This is a genomic window from Paenarthrobacter sp. NPDC056912, from assembly GCF_042786555.1.
GTDB lineage: Bacteria > Actinomycetota > Actinomycetes > Actinomycetales > Micrococcaceae > Arthrobacter.
In genome coordinates, this window is record NZ_JBHUCD010000001.1 from 298,469 (window position 1) to 311,277 (window position 12,809).

Consider the following 12,809-nt stretch of genomic DNA (forward strand, 5'->3'; position numbering starts at 1 on the left):
ACGGTCAGACTGCCTGGAACGCGGTGACGGTCAGGAGCTTGATGCCGGCGTTGCTGCAGGCGTCGTGGGCTTCCGCGACGAAGAGCGATGCAGTGTCGTTGGGCGGGTAGATCCGGAATCCGGCGGCAGGGACTTTGGTGCAGTCCCCGTAGTTGCCTGCCTGGGTGTAACGGATTTCAGCCCACGCAGCCTTTCCCGGGGCAAGCTCGATCTTGGTGACCGGCGTGGTGGTTTCGCGGGTGGCAGGCTCGCCGATCGGGGCACCGTTGGCATCGGCGGTCAGTGACACACCGGCGAAGCCTTCGAGGATGCAGGGAGTGGTTCCGGAGTTCGTCAGTACCAGCTTCTCGTAGACACTGCCGGCCGCTCCGCCGCCTGTTGAATCCGTGGCGGCCGTTAGCGACGCCGCCGTGCACAGGGCAGGCGCGGCGGGTGCGGCGGAGGTTGCTGTCGCGGAAGGTGACGGCGTCGTTGTAGCCGTTGCCGAAGGTGAGGCCGACGCCGACGGCGTCGAAGAGGTGGGCGGGGCACTGCTGCTTCCCGCGGGGCTTGGGCTTGGTCCACAAGCTGCAAGAAGCAGCAATGAGGCGGCTGCCGTCGTCGTCACAAGGCCGGTTTTGATGCGCTGAGTCCACATGGGCATCAGCCTTGCCGGGGCCGTGACGCGAGTCAATTCAGCCACGGCCGGGAACGGGGATTGGCGCCCGGATTGTGATCTCGCGGGCGCCAACCCTCAGTCAGCTACTTGGTGGCTGCGGCCTTGGATTCTGCAGACTTGGTGGAGCGGCTGCGGATGAACGCGGCGCCGCCCAAGCCAAGGCCTGCGATGCCCGCGATCAAACCGGCCCAGCTGCGAGCTTGCGAGCCGTCGTCAGTGACTACAGCAGCCTGTTCCGTGGACACGGTGGCTGCCGCGTGGTGGTCGCCTGCTGCATCAGCTGCGGTGATGGCGATGGCCGGTGCGGGCGACTTCAGGTCATCCTCGCTCTGGCCATCCTTGGGGATCTCGATCCAGTCCGTCTTGCCCGTCTCGCAGGTCTGGTACGTGGGGAAGTAGATGGTCTTGCCGGCGGCGTCCGGCAGCTTGACCGAGAGGACCAAGGCGTCGCGCATGTGCGGATCCAGCGGTGCCTTGGCCGTGTATACGATCTGGCTGGTCCGCTGGGTGATGGACGTGCCATCCTCCAGCTTCTTGGGCTCCTTCAGGTTCTCGGTGACCTTCTCCACGGTCCAGTTCGCGTTCACGGTGGGCGTTGCGTCGGTCAGTTCCTCGGGCAGGCTGATGGCCACTTTGATGGTTCCGGACGTGCCGCAGCCGTGGGGGACGCCGAACGTCAACAGGGCGTACGAGTTCGCAGCAGTCTTGTTCGGATCGACCGAAACGTGAGCGGACGCGCCGGCGAGGCCGGCCATCATCAAAGCGGCGGTTCCGCCGGCGACGGCGGTGGCGGAGAGGGTACGGCGGAGGGCGGACTTCTTCATGGGATTGCCTTTCGGGGGCGCCGTCTGGGCGGCGCGGGGTACGGGTTTGGGACCCGTCACCATGCAAAGGCTTGTTCTGGCTTTGCTGCTTTGGTGCCGGGCGGAACTAGGAAAGTACGACGGCGGCCGGCGGGCCGCGGCGGCTGTCTTGCCTGAGGTTCCGCCAAGGGCGGGGGGTGAAAACGGCGGGTGCGTCGGCCACGACAGGCGAGGCTCCGGCGTCGGGCCTGAACAGCAAGGCGGGCAGGGCAACCAGGGGACGCAGCCACGCAGCAAGCTGCCAGAGCGCGTCCTCGCCCTTGGCCAGGATCAGGGCTGACGTGAGCGTAGCCAGCACGTGACCCATGAGCATGAGGGCGCCGAATGTGGTGCCGAGCTCGTGCGTGTGCGTGGCGGCGACGTCGAGGGCCGGGCTCAAAGGCTCGGCCCCGAGGTGGTGGTTGGTTCCCGGCGCGGTGGTGGAGATTGGCCCCAGAGCTGTGAAAGCTTCATGGAGCGCCAACTGTCCGGAGCCCAAGAGCGCCGCCATCGACAGGAAGTTCAGCTTGAAGCGGGTGGCCAACGTAGCAGCCAAAGCCGTCAACGCAAGCAACGCCACCAGAACAGGTGCTGTGGGAAGCGATCCGCCACCCACGACGTGCGCGCCAGCCGCTAAAAGCACGATGACCAAGGAGATGGCGCCGGACCGCAACGCATGGAAGGGCGCCCGGGGCTGCGATGTGCGCACGGAGTCCTCCCTCTACGATCTGGCTGCTGCCTTGCTGTCAGCGTCTTGATTCTATCGGGAGTTCGGTGCCGGAAGGGTCTCGGATGGGTATCTATGTGGATAGTGACGCCAAGGGGTTCGATCTCGGGGTTCAGGACCTCGGAGAGTCCGGGAGCTAACCCCTGGACCGGCGTGCGAAGGTTGGGCCAGGCGGTTCAGGTACGTTACTGGCGGACGTTGAACGTCGACGGCGGAGCTCAAGTGCCAGGCTTTCCTCGCCGCGTGCCATGGCCCAGTGATGATTGGCCGAAAACGCTGGTTTGAGGAGCCAGCTCAGTCTCCGAAGCAATGGCTTGGCAGTGCTTACACGCCAGTCGTAACTGATCACGACTTCAGGCCCGTCTGTCTCGAACGTCCAGCGGCCCGTGCCGTTGAGGTCGCCCTTGGCCGTCAGGGCGAAGCCATCCAGAGTGACCGGTTCCGTGACTGTGAGCCGCCACCGCAGGGTATAGGGAAGCCAGCCCTTGGTGTGGAGGTCGAAGGATGTGCCAGTGCCGTCGGGATTTCCCGGGTCCACGGGAGTCACCTTGAGATAGACCGCCGGCCACCATTGCTGGAGGGTCCCGGCATTGCCCAGCACGTCAACAACTTCTTCGCGCGTTCCGGCGACTCTCCAGACCGTGAAGAACTCGTAGTCCGTGCTTTTGGCTGTCTTGTTTGTTGACCCGGCCATTGTTGCCTCCACGGTCCGTGTCGGTTCCGAAGGTGTCTTGTGGCATCCGGCCTCAATCTACTCCTGCCCGCACCGAAGGGTTAGCTCTCGCAGCTTTGCGCACCTGAAAGTGCCGAGATCCCGCCCCTCGGCGAGCAAAGCGAAAGGCCCCGCCTCCCTCATAAACAAAGGGAAGCAGGGCCTTTCTCATTGGCGGTGACGGTGGGATTTGAACCCACGTTGGCTTTTACACCAAACAACATTTCGAGTGTTGCACCTTCGGCCGCTCGGACACGTCACCAACTGAAATAGGGTACCGGAGTTGGACCCGGTTCCCCAAAACGAGGCCTAAGACAGGCCAAGAGCAGGACGCGCAAGACTAAGCAAACTTCCGTCCGCGGCGCCCCAGCGATAGATTCATAAGCATCATGACTATCTCGGAGCAGCAGCAGGAGCACGAGCAAGAATACGAAGCCCAGGCCTATTGGGTCACCAAGACGGGCCACGGCGAGCTACGCTCCGAATCCATCCCCAAGCCAGGAGAAGGCGAAGCCCTTGTCAGGACCCTCTTCTCAGGAGTCAGCCGCGGCACCGAGCGCGTGGTCCACGAGGGCCGCGTGCCCACCCGGGTGGCCGAGCGGATGCACGCCCCGCATCAGGAGGGCGACTTCCCCGGACCGGTGAAGTACGGCTACTTGAGCGTCGGCACCGTGGAAGAAGGCCCGGACGAATGGCGAGGACAGACAGTCTTCAGCCTCCACCCGCACCAGGACCTCTATGTCGTCCCAACCGACCAACTTACGCTCATTCCTGACGACGTCCCGGCCCGCCGCGCAGTGCTGACAGGCATTGTGGAAGTCGCTATCAATGCCCTCTGGGAAGCCGGACCGAGGCTGGGAGACAGGGTCGCCGTCGTCGGGGGTGGCTTGGTGGGAGGCGTCTTGGCGACGCTCCTGCGGAAGTATCCGCTCGGTCGACTGCAGCTGGTGGACGCGGACCCCGACAAGAGAAAACTCGCTGAGACCATAGAAGTCGTCTTCGCCCTACCGGAACAGGCGAAAAGCGATAACGACATCGTCTTCCACTGTTCCGCCTCCAACGAGGGCCTCAAGCTGAGCCTGCAACTGGCCGGCGACGATTCGGACGTGATCGAGCTTTCCTGGTTCGCGGACAAGGAGGTGACCCTCCCGCTCGGCGAGGACTTCCACGCCCGCAGGCTCACCATCCGGTCCAGCCAGGTTGGCGCTGTTGCCCTCCCGAGAAGGCACCGGCGAACGAATGCCCAGCGCCTGCAGGAAGCGGCGGACCAACTCAGGGACCCGCTGTTCGACACGTTCCTGACCAGCGAATGCCAGTTCCAGAATTTGCCCGCTACGCTCGCTGCATTGTTGGAACAGCCCGGCGGCTTCTGCCACGTGGTCGCCTATCCCAAGCCGGAGGAGTAAGACATGTTCAGCCTGACCGTCCGACGCCACTTCATGATCGCCCACAGCCTGCCCCGCGAGGCGTTCGGGCCGGCCCAGGGCCTCCATGGGGCCACTTTCGTGGCGGAGGTGACGTTCCGCCGCCCCGGGCTCAATGACGATGCAATAGTCCTGGACATCGGCGCCGCCGGAGGCATTCTCGAGGACATCCTGGCCGACCTGAACTACAAGAACCTCGACGAACACCCTGCTTTCAAAGACAAGCTCTCCACCACCGAGGCACTCGCGCAGCACATCGGCGACGCCATCGCCACAAGAATCCAGGACACCCAGGACGGACCGGCGCTCAGCGGCATCGACGTTGTGCTCCGCGAGAACCCGGACGCCTGGGCGGGCTACTCGCTGGAGCTTCCGGCCAAGTAAATGCACATACGCTTCCTGGTTCCGGGTAACGTCCGGCACGGCTCCGGCGGCAACAAGTACAACACCAAACTCGCCGAGCACCTGGCAGACCAGGGGGCCACAGTAGAGACAGCAACGGTCGACGGCGGGTGGCCGGTGGGCAGCCCGGCGGACCGCCGGCGGTTCGCTGACGTGCTCGACGGCGGCGCTACCGTGATTGCCGACGGCCTGGTGGCCAGCGGTGCCCCGGATGAGATCGCCGGCGCCGTGAATGCCGGAACCACGGTGTGGATCCTTTCGCACATGGCGTTGGCGGAACACTCGGACCGCGAAAGCAGGGCTTTGGCGGCGGCGTCCGGGGTCATCTGCCCGAGTTTCCATGCTGCCGCGGAACTGAAAGCCAAGCACGGCCCGCTCAACATCGTGGTTGCGCAACCCGGTGCGGACGCAGCGGAAGCGGGCACCGGCTCCCAACCGAAGCACATCGTGGCTGTCGCGGCCCTGCTGCCCAACAAGAGCCAAACATCACTGGTACAGGCTCTCGCGACCCTGAAAGATCTCCCCTGGACCGCTGCCCTGATCGGCTCCCGCGACGCCGACCCGACGTACGCTGCAGAGGTGGGAGCCGCCGTCGAGCATTACGGGCTGGAGCGCCGCATCAGGATCACCGGCGAGCTGGCCGGAGCCGCCCTCCAGGAGCAGTGGCACAAAGCAGACCTCAGTGTCCTGGTTTCGCAGTCCGAAGCGTTCGGTTTGGTGGTCACGGAGTCGTTGGCCCATGGGGTGCCGGTGCTCGTCCGGCAGGGGACAGGCGCGGTGGAAGCCCTGGGCAACACCGGAGCTGGTGCCGTGCTGGATCTGAGCGACCCCCACAACCTCGCAGGCACCCTCCGGACCTGGCTGACGGACCCCGCTGTACAACAACGCTGGCGCAACGCAGGCCTCCTGGCCCGAACACACCTGCCAGGCTGGGACACCACCGCGGCCACGGTCCTGAAGGCCCTCACGTAGGAGCGTGTAAGGGTGCAGAATGGGGCCATGACCGCCACCGCACCCGCTGTCCCAGCCGCAGGAACGCTCACTCCCGAACGCCTCCGGGCATGGGCGTGGCACGAGCAAGGCCTTGACGGCTCACTGATAGGCAAGACCTCCGAGGAAGTCCTGGACCACGCCGGATGGGCCCGATCGGTAGGTGGCGCCAACCCGTACCTCACCTTGTTCGCGAGGGCGGGGATCAGGCGCGAGCAAGCGGACCGGGACGTCAAAGCCCTGAAGATCCACGAGCTCCCCACCGCCCGCGGCTGCACCTACGTCCTGGGCCAGGCCGATTTCGCATGGGGACTCCAGATCGGCAGGGACGCCGCGATAGCCCCCTTCAAGGTGCTGGCCAGGCTCGGCGTGGAACGCGGTGAGATCACATTGCTGGAGGACGAAGTAGAGCACGCCCTCAAAGAGTCCAGCGATCCCATGGACCCCAAGCAACTCCGGAACGAGCTGGGCGAGTCGGTCCGCAGCCTGGGCGAGGAAGGCAAGAAAAAGGGCGCCTCCACCACGCTTCCCACCGCCCTGGGACTCCTGCAGGCGGACGGCCGAATCCGCCGCGTGCCCGTCAACGGCCGCCTCGACCAGCAGCGCTACGCCTACACGAACTGGGGCCTTCCGGGCAGCGCAATGGACGACGACGGCGCCCGCCGGCTCCTGCTGGAACGGTACTTGCGCTGGACCGGGGGAGCGACGTTCAAGCAGAGCCAGTGGTTCACTGCCTTCACGGTGGCCCAAAGCAAAGCCGCGCTCGCCGCCGTCGGGGCCGTGGAGGTGCCCGCAGCGAACGGAGACGTGCTGTGGATGCTGCCCTCCGACGTCGAACGCTTGGCTGATTTCGAAGAGATCGGCGACGAGCAGGTCCAACTCCTGGCAGGAACCGATTCACTGGTCCTCCACAGGAGGAATTCGGCGGACATGTTCGCTGACGCGGACAGGGGCAAGAAGGTCCTTGACACCACACTGGCACTTCAGGCCGACCTGCCGGACCACCCCATCCTGGACAGGGGGAGGATCATCGGTCTGTGGCAGTACGATCCCGGCAAGGAACGGATTGCGGCGTGGACGTTCACCAAACCCACCGATGCCGTGACCCGACGGATCGCTGAAGTGGAGACGTGGATCAGGGAAGACCTGGGGGACTTCAGGTCATTCAGCCTTGACTCACCGGCATCGCGCCAACTGCGGATCGACGCACTGGACGAGGCCGCTGCAGGCAGATAATCATCCCGAACCGTACGGCCGGGTGATCGCTTCAAGGAAATGCCCGTCGGGATCACAGAAGTAGACGCCTCGTCCACCGTCGTTGTGGTTGATCTCCCGGGGTCGGGACCTTGCCGGATCGGCCCAATAGGGAATGTCCTCGGCGATCATCCTGGTGAAGATCCCGTCGAACTCCTCTTCGCTGACCAGGAAGGCGTAGTGCTGCGGCGCAATCTCGCCCACCGCCCCCAGGAAGTCCAGGGTGACGCCGTTGCCCAGCGGAACCGTGACGAACGACCACATGGGCTGCGGTGCGGGAAGCCCGAAGACGCGGGCAAGGAACTCTGCTGAACGGTGCTTGTCCGTTGCGTAGACGATGGTGTGATTGAACGTGACTGTCATGGTTTGCTCCCGGAGCTCATGGTCAGACCGGCCGGTGCTCCACTCCGGGTACCCGGTGGGAGGCGAAGAAGTCCTTCAGCAAGGCAGCGCACTCCTCCTCACGTACCCCGGCGTAGACCTCCACCCAATGGTTGAGCCGGCGCTCGCGGAGGATGTCGAATACCGAACCCACCGCTCCGGCTTTCTCGTCCCACGCGCCAAAAACGACGCGGGGAATACGGGCCAGGACAATCGCCCCGGCACACATGGCGCACGGCTCCAGGGTCACCACCAGGGTGCAGTCCTCAAGCCGCCAGCCATCACCGCCTTCACCCAGTTCGCGGGCATGGCGTTGCAGGGCGGCAGCAGCTTGGCGGATCGCGACGATCTCGGCATGGGCCGTCGGGTCGCCATGGGCTTCCCGTTCGTTGCGTCCCGAACCCAGCACGCCGCCGTCGGGACCCAACACGACGGCGCCGATCGGCACGTCGTCGGTCTCCAACGCGAGCCGGGCCTCATCCAGGGCAAGGCCCATCCAAGCCATGTGTTCTGCGTGATACGGCTCGTTGGCGCTCATATCTCAATGATAGTTTTGGACGCATGCGCACACTCGTCGTGGACCACCCGCTGGTCGCTCACAAGCTCACCGTTCTGCGGGACAAGAACACTCCTTCACCGGTCTTCCGGCAACTCACTGAAGAACTCGTCACCCTCCTGGCCTATGAAGCCACCCGCGAGGTCAAGACGCAGCCAGTGGAGATCGAGACCCCCGTCACCAAGACCATCGGCACGGCTTTCACCAAGCCCACACCGCTGGTTGTCCCCATCCTGCGCGCTGGCCTGGGCATGCTCGAGGGCATGACCAAGCTGGTCCCCACGGCCGAGGTCGGCTTCCTGGGCATGGCCCGTGACGAAGAAACCCTGGACATCATCACCTACGCCGAGCGCCTCCCGGAGGACCTCACCGGCCGTCAGGTCTTCGTCCTTGACCCCATGCTCGCCACCGGCGGCACCTTGCGCGAGGCCATCAAATTCCTGTTCAAGCGCGGCGCCTCGGACGTCACCTGCATCTGCCTGCTGGCAGCTCCGGAGGGTCTGTCCAAGCTGGAGGAAGAGCTCGCGGACGCCAACGTGAAGATCGTGCTCGCTTCCATTGACGAGAAGCTCAACGAGAAGTCGTACATCGTGCCCGGCCTGGGCGACGCTGGCGACCGCCTGTACGGCGTGGCTGGTTAGACCGTCACGTTTCGGGCATGGGTCCTGGCGGGAGCCACTCTGGTTCCCTGGGCTCTAGGCGGTTGGGCTGTTTTCGTTACCGCAGCGCAATACACGGGCCTCGGGCTGTTCGAGTCATTCACCGCATTTCAGGGCGGATCTAATGTAGGCAACGTCCTGTGGTTCGTGCTCTGGAGCTCAGCGTCAGTCTTTGTTTGTGGACTCCTTTTCCGGAGAACCACGGCTGATGTCGGCGTAGGCCGGCTCGCCTCGTACTTTTTGTACTCCTACGGCACTCCGGCCACGCTCTTGCTGCTGCCAGATGCGGCTCTGAACTTCTCCATCTCCCACGTTCGGGCGTTTACCGACAGCACGTCGTTGCATTCGCCCGTTGTGGAGTTTTTCGTCATCAGCGGCTCCGTAGCTTTGGTTTGCGCCGCAGTATTATCCCTTCTGACTGGACTTCGAAAACGACATCAGGCGCGCGGGACCGGGTAAGTGGGGCCGGGACGAGACACCCACTCAAGTGGTATTCTTCCTGGCGGCGGGGTCCAAGGTGCACTCGCCAACCACCACAATGAGACTCCCGTTGGGTGTGGGTGAGAACTGCACCAGCATGCCTCTGGGTGTTCGTGCGTTGATCTGGACCCCAGTTGCGGGATTGCCGTCGTCGAAGATATTTCCAATCTTGTACCCCTTGGATTCCCAGTGGGCTTTCATCCGGTCCACTGCTGCCTGCGGATCATCAATTGGTCCGCCTTCGATCTGTGTCTGGTAGGCCCGGCCATCGTCCCGCTTATGAACCGAACACGGTTGCGCGAAGAAGCCCGCCGTGTGGTTGCGGTCCCAGATGGGCCAGTCCGTACCCGAATGCTTGACGGTGTCGTCAATAGCGTCCATGAAGTCCGTGAACACCTCTTCGGCGCTTCGCTCGCCAGGTCGTGGCTCGCCTTGCTGACCATCATTCGTTGAGTTCATGCCACACCCTGTCATCACCAAACACCCGACTGTGAGTATTGAGATCAAGAAATGCAGCGGGCTAAGGTGCCTGCGACTTGGTAAGCGGGATCGGGACGAGGCGGCCATTCAGGTGGTCTTCTTCCTGGCGGCCGGGTCCAAGGTGCATTCACCCATCACCATGATGAAGCTAACTGTTTTTGTTGGCGTGAAGATCAGGACCACGCCCCGAGGAGCCGAAGCAACGATCTCAATACCAGTGGTCTTCGGGCCCCTGTTGTCGAAGATATTCTTGATCTTGTACCCCTTGGATTCCCAGTGGGCTTTCAACCGGTCCACTGCAGCCTGCGGGTCATCGACGGGCCCACCCCTTATCTGGCGCTGGTATAGCCGGCCATCGGCCCGTGCGTGCACCCCACAAGGTTCTGACACGTAATCCGCTGTGTCATTACGGTCCCACCCGGGCCATGTCGTGCCCGACTGCTGAACTGTGTCCTCCATGGCATCCATGAAGTCCGTGAACACCTCCTCGGCGCTCCGCTCGCCAGGTCCCGGTTCGCCTTGCTGCCCATCATTCGTTGAGTTCATGCCACAGCCTGTCATCACCAAGCACCCCACCATGAGTAGCACGATCAAAAAGCGTTCAGGGTTGCGCGGGATTTTGGGGCCGAATGGGCGGCGTCGGGACAAACCGGCCATTCAGGTGGTCTTCTTCCTGGCGGCGGGGTCCAGGGTGCACTCGCCCATCACCATAATGAGACTCCCGTTGGGGGTGGGTGAAAACTGCACCAGCATGCCTCTGGGTGTTCGTGCGTTGATTTGGACCCCTGTTGCGGGATCGCCGTCGTCGAAGATGTTTCCAATCTTGTAGCCCTTGGACTCCCAGTGGGCCTTCATTCGGTCCACAGCAGCCGCCGGATCATCAATCGGGCCGCCTTCGATTTGCCGCTGGTATAGCCGGCCGTCGGCCCGTGCGTGTACCCCACAAGGTTCTGACACGTAATCCGCTGTGTCATTACGGTCCCACCCGGGCCATGTCGTGCCCGACTGCTGAACTGTGTCCTCCATGGCATCCATGAAGTCCGTGAACACCTCTTCAGCGCTCCGCTCACCGGGTCCCGGCTCGCCTTGCTGACCATCATTCGTTGAGTTCATGCCACACCCTGTCATCACCAAACACCCCACCATCATCAATGCCAACCACGTTTTGCGATTGAGTTTTGTCGTCGTCATTTGCTCCGCTCCTTGGCGAGTTCTTCCGGGGTGAGATCACGCTCGATCAAGGGCCCGGTGGGGTAGTCCATCCCGCCGTAGCCGGGCCTCTCTTCGTGGCGGAGCGGGATCAATTCCTTGATCAGATGGCCGCGCCCGGTGGAGGTCATCGCGATGTTATGGGCGGACTCCGTGTCGGGATCGAGGTAGCCGTGATCGCTGGTGGCGGCGAAGACGGTGTCGCCGCTACCTTCGGCCGCCCATCCTTTGGCATCGTGCCCGGTCGTTCTCGTGTAGACCGTGCCCGTGTCCGGGTCGTAGCCGCCTTCGGAGGAGAAGTTCTTGCCCCCGAACCAGTCACCGGTAGGATCCCACCGCCCTTCCCGGCCCCTGAGCCCACTGCCGAGGATCCCCAACGGGGCGACCCGGTCCTCACTGGCCGCGGTCACATACACCTCGGGTTTTCCGGCGGGGTCTTTGGCAACGTGCAGGTCCGCGGCCGAGCCGATCTCCCGCCACTCGATACCCGCGGACCCGAAAAACGTCGCCGTCGCTACCTCATGCCTGGTTGCCTTCAGCGCGTAGGACGCGGTGGTGGTGCCGTAGGAATGGGCCACCACATTCAACCGCGGCCGGCCGTGGTCGTCCTCTGGGGTCGCCCGGGTTTCGGTGAAGCCATCCAACGCGGCGGCGAGCTTGGCCCCACCGGCTTTGGCCAGCTCGGTCGACAACACCTCGCCACTCGGTGGCTCCTCCGGACTGTCATACCCAACCCACGACACAACAGCTCTGCGTCCTGCCTCTGGAGCATCGAGTGACTGTCCTTGCGTGTTGTACAGGTCCTGGGCAGACTTCGTCCAGGATTCCAGCCCGTCTGCCACGGTGGTCCGCATGCCCGGGACGTTCCAGGTCACGTTCGTGGCCGTATCCAGATCCCCGATCGCAACCGCCACCAAGGGTTTGCCGTTCTCGTCGGGGGTGAAGGACACGATGCTTCGTTGGGCAGCCTGCAACTCATCAGCGGGCTCGAGCGCGTCGTAGATGACCTGCAGCGCGGCCTTGTCCTCGTCGCTGGTCCGGGGGTCCTTGAACACCGCATCCAGATTGACCCGGTTCGCTTTCGCCCTGGCCTTGTAGGGGATCCCGTTCAGGTTCTCGATCACCCCGGGCGCGGCGACCATCAACGCGGCCTGCTGTTCCGGGGACAACCCCGCCCACCAGTCACGGACCTGGTCCACCGGCGGAGGGGAAGCAAGGCCGGAGCGAAGGAAATCGGCTTCGGCCATCCCGTAGTCAAGCAACTGGCCCGGCGTCAACGATTTCAGCAGCGCCAGCATTTCCAGCGACCCGGCGGCACCGCCCCCATGGGCGCTCTCCAGATAGTGCAGCCGGGACCGGGTCCGGTCCACCGCGAGGTCCGTCGCCGTTCCGGCGTCGTAATATGCCGGTACCGGACCGTCCGCCGGAGGCACGCTGTTGATCCGGCGGGCGCAATCGTTCTCGGCCTGCTCATGCTCGGCCGCCAACGAACGGACACGGCGATCCAGGTCCTCGGCCTCGTAAGCCACCGCCGTACCGCTCATCGAGGCCGAACCATCACCCATACCCTCCATGAGCGCCACCCGCTCCAGGTACGTGTCCCGCTCACGGTAAAAAACCTCGATCTCATCCAGCAGCAACCCACGGCGCCGGTTCAAATCCCGGACGGTGTCCGCGTAGCCCAGCAACGCCCGGTACACCACCACCACACCCGTCCGGAGCGCCTCACTCACTTGCACGGGCTTCCCGAACGCAGCCACCAGCTCCGCCGCTTCCGGAGCCCGGTACACATCCGCCAGGCCCGACCATTCCGACGCCGCAGCCTGCACCACATTCACAACACCCTGCGCGTGTTCCAGCAACGGAGCCGCTGCTTCCTCCAACGCCGCAGGATCCGGCCACCCCTCCACCACCGATGTATCAATCTCGTACATGGCCGGGCCCCTAACCCACCGGCACCGGACAGAACCTGCCCACCCGGAAACCCAGCCCGGACCAAGCCACCACGGCCAACGCCCCGCCAGAATCAATGTCG

General features: G+C 64.1%; 15 protein-coding genes and 1 tRNA gene. 5 read left to right on the plus strand and 11 right to left on the minus strand.

Annotated features, from left to right (window positions below):
• Positions 1 to 4: 4 nt before the first annotated feature.
• From ACFRJ9_RS01375 to ACFRJ9_RS01395, 5 genes are all read right to left on the minus strand, one after another.
• Positions 5 to 637 (minus strand): DUF4232 domain-containing protein, encoded by a 633-nt coding sequence (locus ACFRJ9_RS01375; RefSeq protein WP_377663861.1) that lies wholly within the window; start codon positions 635 to 637, stop codon positions 5 to 7.
• A gap of 104 nt (positions 638 to 741) precedes the next feature.
• The gene (locus ACFRJ9_RS01380; RefSeq protein ID WP_377663595.1) at positions 742 to 1,482 is read right to left on the minus strand and encodes a YcnI family protein; all 741 of its coding nucleotides are present in this window, start codon (positions 1,480 to 1,482) and stop codon (positions 742 to 744) included.
• 106 nt (positions 1,483 to 1,588) lie between these two features.
• The gene (locus ACFRJ9_RS01385; RefSeq protein WP_377663597.1) at positions 1,589 to 2,209 is read right to left on the minus strand and encodes a hypothetical protein; all 621 of its coding nucleotides are present in this window, start codon (positions 2,207 to 2,209) and stop codon (positions 1,589 to 1,591) included.
• A gap of 154 nt (positions 2,210 to 2,363) precedes the next feature.
• Positions 2,364 to 2,921 (minus strand): SRPBCC family protein, encoded by a 558-nt coding sequence (locus tag ACFRJ9_RS01390; RefSeq protein WP_377663599.1) that lies wholly within the window; start codon positions 2,919 to 2,921, stop codon positions 2,364 to 2,366.
• Positions 2,922 to 3,111: 190 nt separating this feature from the next.
• A tRNA-Ser gene (locus ACFRJ9_RS01395) sits at positions 3,112 to 3,201 on the minus strand.
• Between the two features lie 127 nt (positions 3,202 to 3,328).
• On the opposite strand from ACFRJ9_RS01395, the gene ACFRJ9_RS01400 reads away from it, so the two are divergent.
• The 4 genes from ACFRJ9_RS01400 to ACFRJ9_RS01415 are packed head-to-tail and all read left to right on the plus strand — an operon-like array spanning position 3,329 to position 6,991.
• A complete protein-coding gene (locus tag ACFRJ9_RS01400) occupies positions 3,329 to 4,345 on the plus strand; it encodes a zinc-binding alcohol dehydrogenase (RefSeq protein WP_377663601.1) in 1,017 nt (338 codons plus the stop codon).
• A gap of 3 nt (positions 4,346 to 4,348) precedes the next feature.
• Positions 4,349 to 4,747, plus strand: a complete 399-nt coding sequence (locus tag ACFRJ9_RS01405) for a 6-pyruvoyl tetrahydropterin synthase family protein (RefSeq protein WP_377663603.1) — start codon at positions 4,349 to 4,351, stop codon at positions 4,745 to 4,747.
• The gene (locus ACFRJ9_RS01410; protein ID WP_377663605.1) at positions 4,748 to 5,737 is read left to right on the plus strand and encodes a glycosyltransferase family 4 protein; all 990 of its coding nucleotides are present in this window, start codon (positions 4,748 to 4,750) and stop codon (positions 5,735 to 5,737) included.
• A 27-nt stretch (positions 5,738 to 5,764) separates the two neighbouring features.
• Positions 5,765 to 6,991, plus strand: a complete 1,227-nt coding sequence (locus ACFRJ9_RS01415; RefSeq protein ID WP_377663607.1) for a DNA glycosylase AlkZ-like family protein — start codon at positions 5,765 to 5,767, stop codon at positions 6,989 to 6,991.
• On the opposite strand, the gene ACFRJ9_RS01420 is transcribed toward ACFRJ9_RS01415, so the two are convergent.
• Both ACFRJ9_RS01420 and ACFRJ9_RS01425 read right to left on the minus strand, forming a co-directional pair.
• Complete coding sequence (locus ACFRJ9_RS01420) at positions 6,992 to 7,372, minus strand: VOC family protein (RefSeq protein ID WP_377663609.1); 381 nt, start codon at positions 7,370 to 7,372, stop codon at positions 6,992 to 6,994.
• Between the two features lie 22 nt (positions 7,373 to 7,394).
• Positions 7,395 to 7,928 (minus strand): nucleoside deaminase, encoded by a 534-nt coding sequence (locus tag ACFRJ9_RS01425; RefSeq protein WP_377663611.1) that lies wholly within the window; start codon positions 7,926 to 7,928, stop codon positions 7,395 to 7,397.
• A 23-nt stretch (positions 7,929 to 7,951) separates the two neighbouring features.
• Between ACFRJ9_RS01425 and upp the strand changes: the two genes are divergently transcribed.
• The gene (gene upp, locus ACFRJ9_RS01430) at positions 7,952 to 8,587 is read left to right on the plus strand and encodes a uracil phosphoribosyltransferase (RefSeq protein ID WP_377663614.1); all 636 of its coding nucleotides are present in this window, start codon (positions 7,952 to 7,954) and stop codon (positions 8,585 to 8,587) included.
• 501 nt (positions 8,588 to 9,088) lie between these two features.
• Here the strand turns inward: upp and ACFRJ9_RS01435 are convergent.
• From ACFRJ9_RS01435 to ACFRJ9_RS01450, 4 genes are all read right to left on the minus strand, one after another.
• Positions 9,089 to 9,544: a hypothetical protein gene (locus tag ACFRJ9_RS01435; protein ID WP_377663617.1), complete on the minus strand. Its 456-nt coding sequence runs from the start codon at positions 9,542 to 9,544 to the stop codon at positions 9,089 to 9,091.
• A gap of 108 nt (positions 9,545 to 9,652) precedes the next feature.
• Positions 9,653 to 10,111 carry a hypothetical protein gene (locus ACFRJ9_RS01440; protein ID WP_377663620.1) on the minus strand — a complete coding sequence of 153 codons (459 nt, stop codon included), beginning with the start codon at positions 10,109 to 10,111 and terminating at the stop codon, positions 9,653 to 9,655.
• Between the two features lie 111 nt (positions 10,112 to 10,222).
• Entirely contained in the window at positions 10,223 to 10,678 is a 456-nt protein-coding gene (locus ACFRJ9_RS01445; protein ID WP_377663622.1) for a hypothetical protein, read from the minus strand.
• Between the two features lie 74 nt (positions 10,679 to 10,752).
• Complete coding sequence (locus ACFRJ9_RS01450) at positions 10,753 to 12,708, minus strand: alpha/beta hydrolase (protein ID WP_377663624.1); 1,956 nt, start codon at positions 12,706 to 12,708, stop codon at positions 10,753 to 10,755.
• Positions 12,709 to 12,809 lie beyond the last annotated feature (101 nt).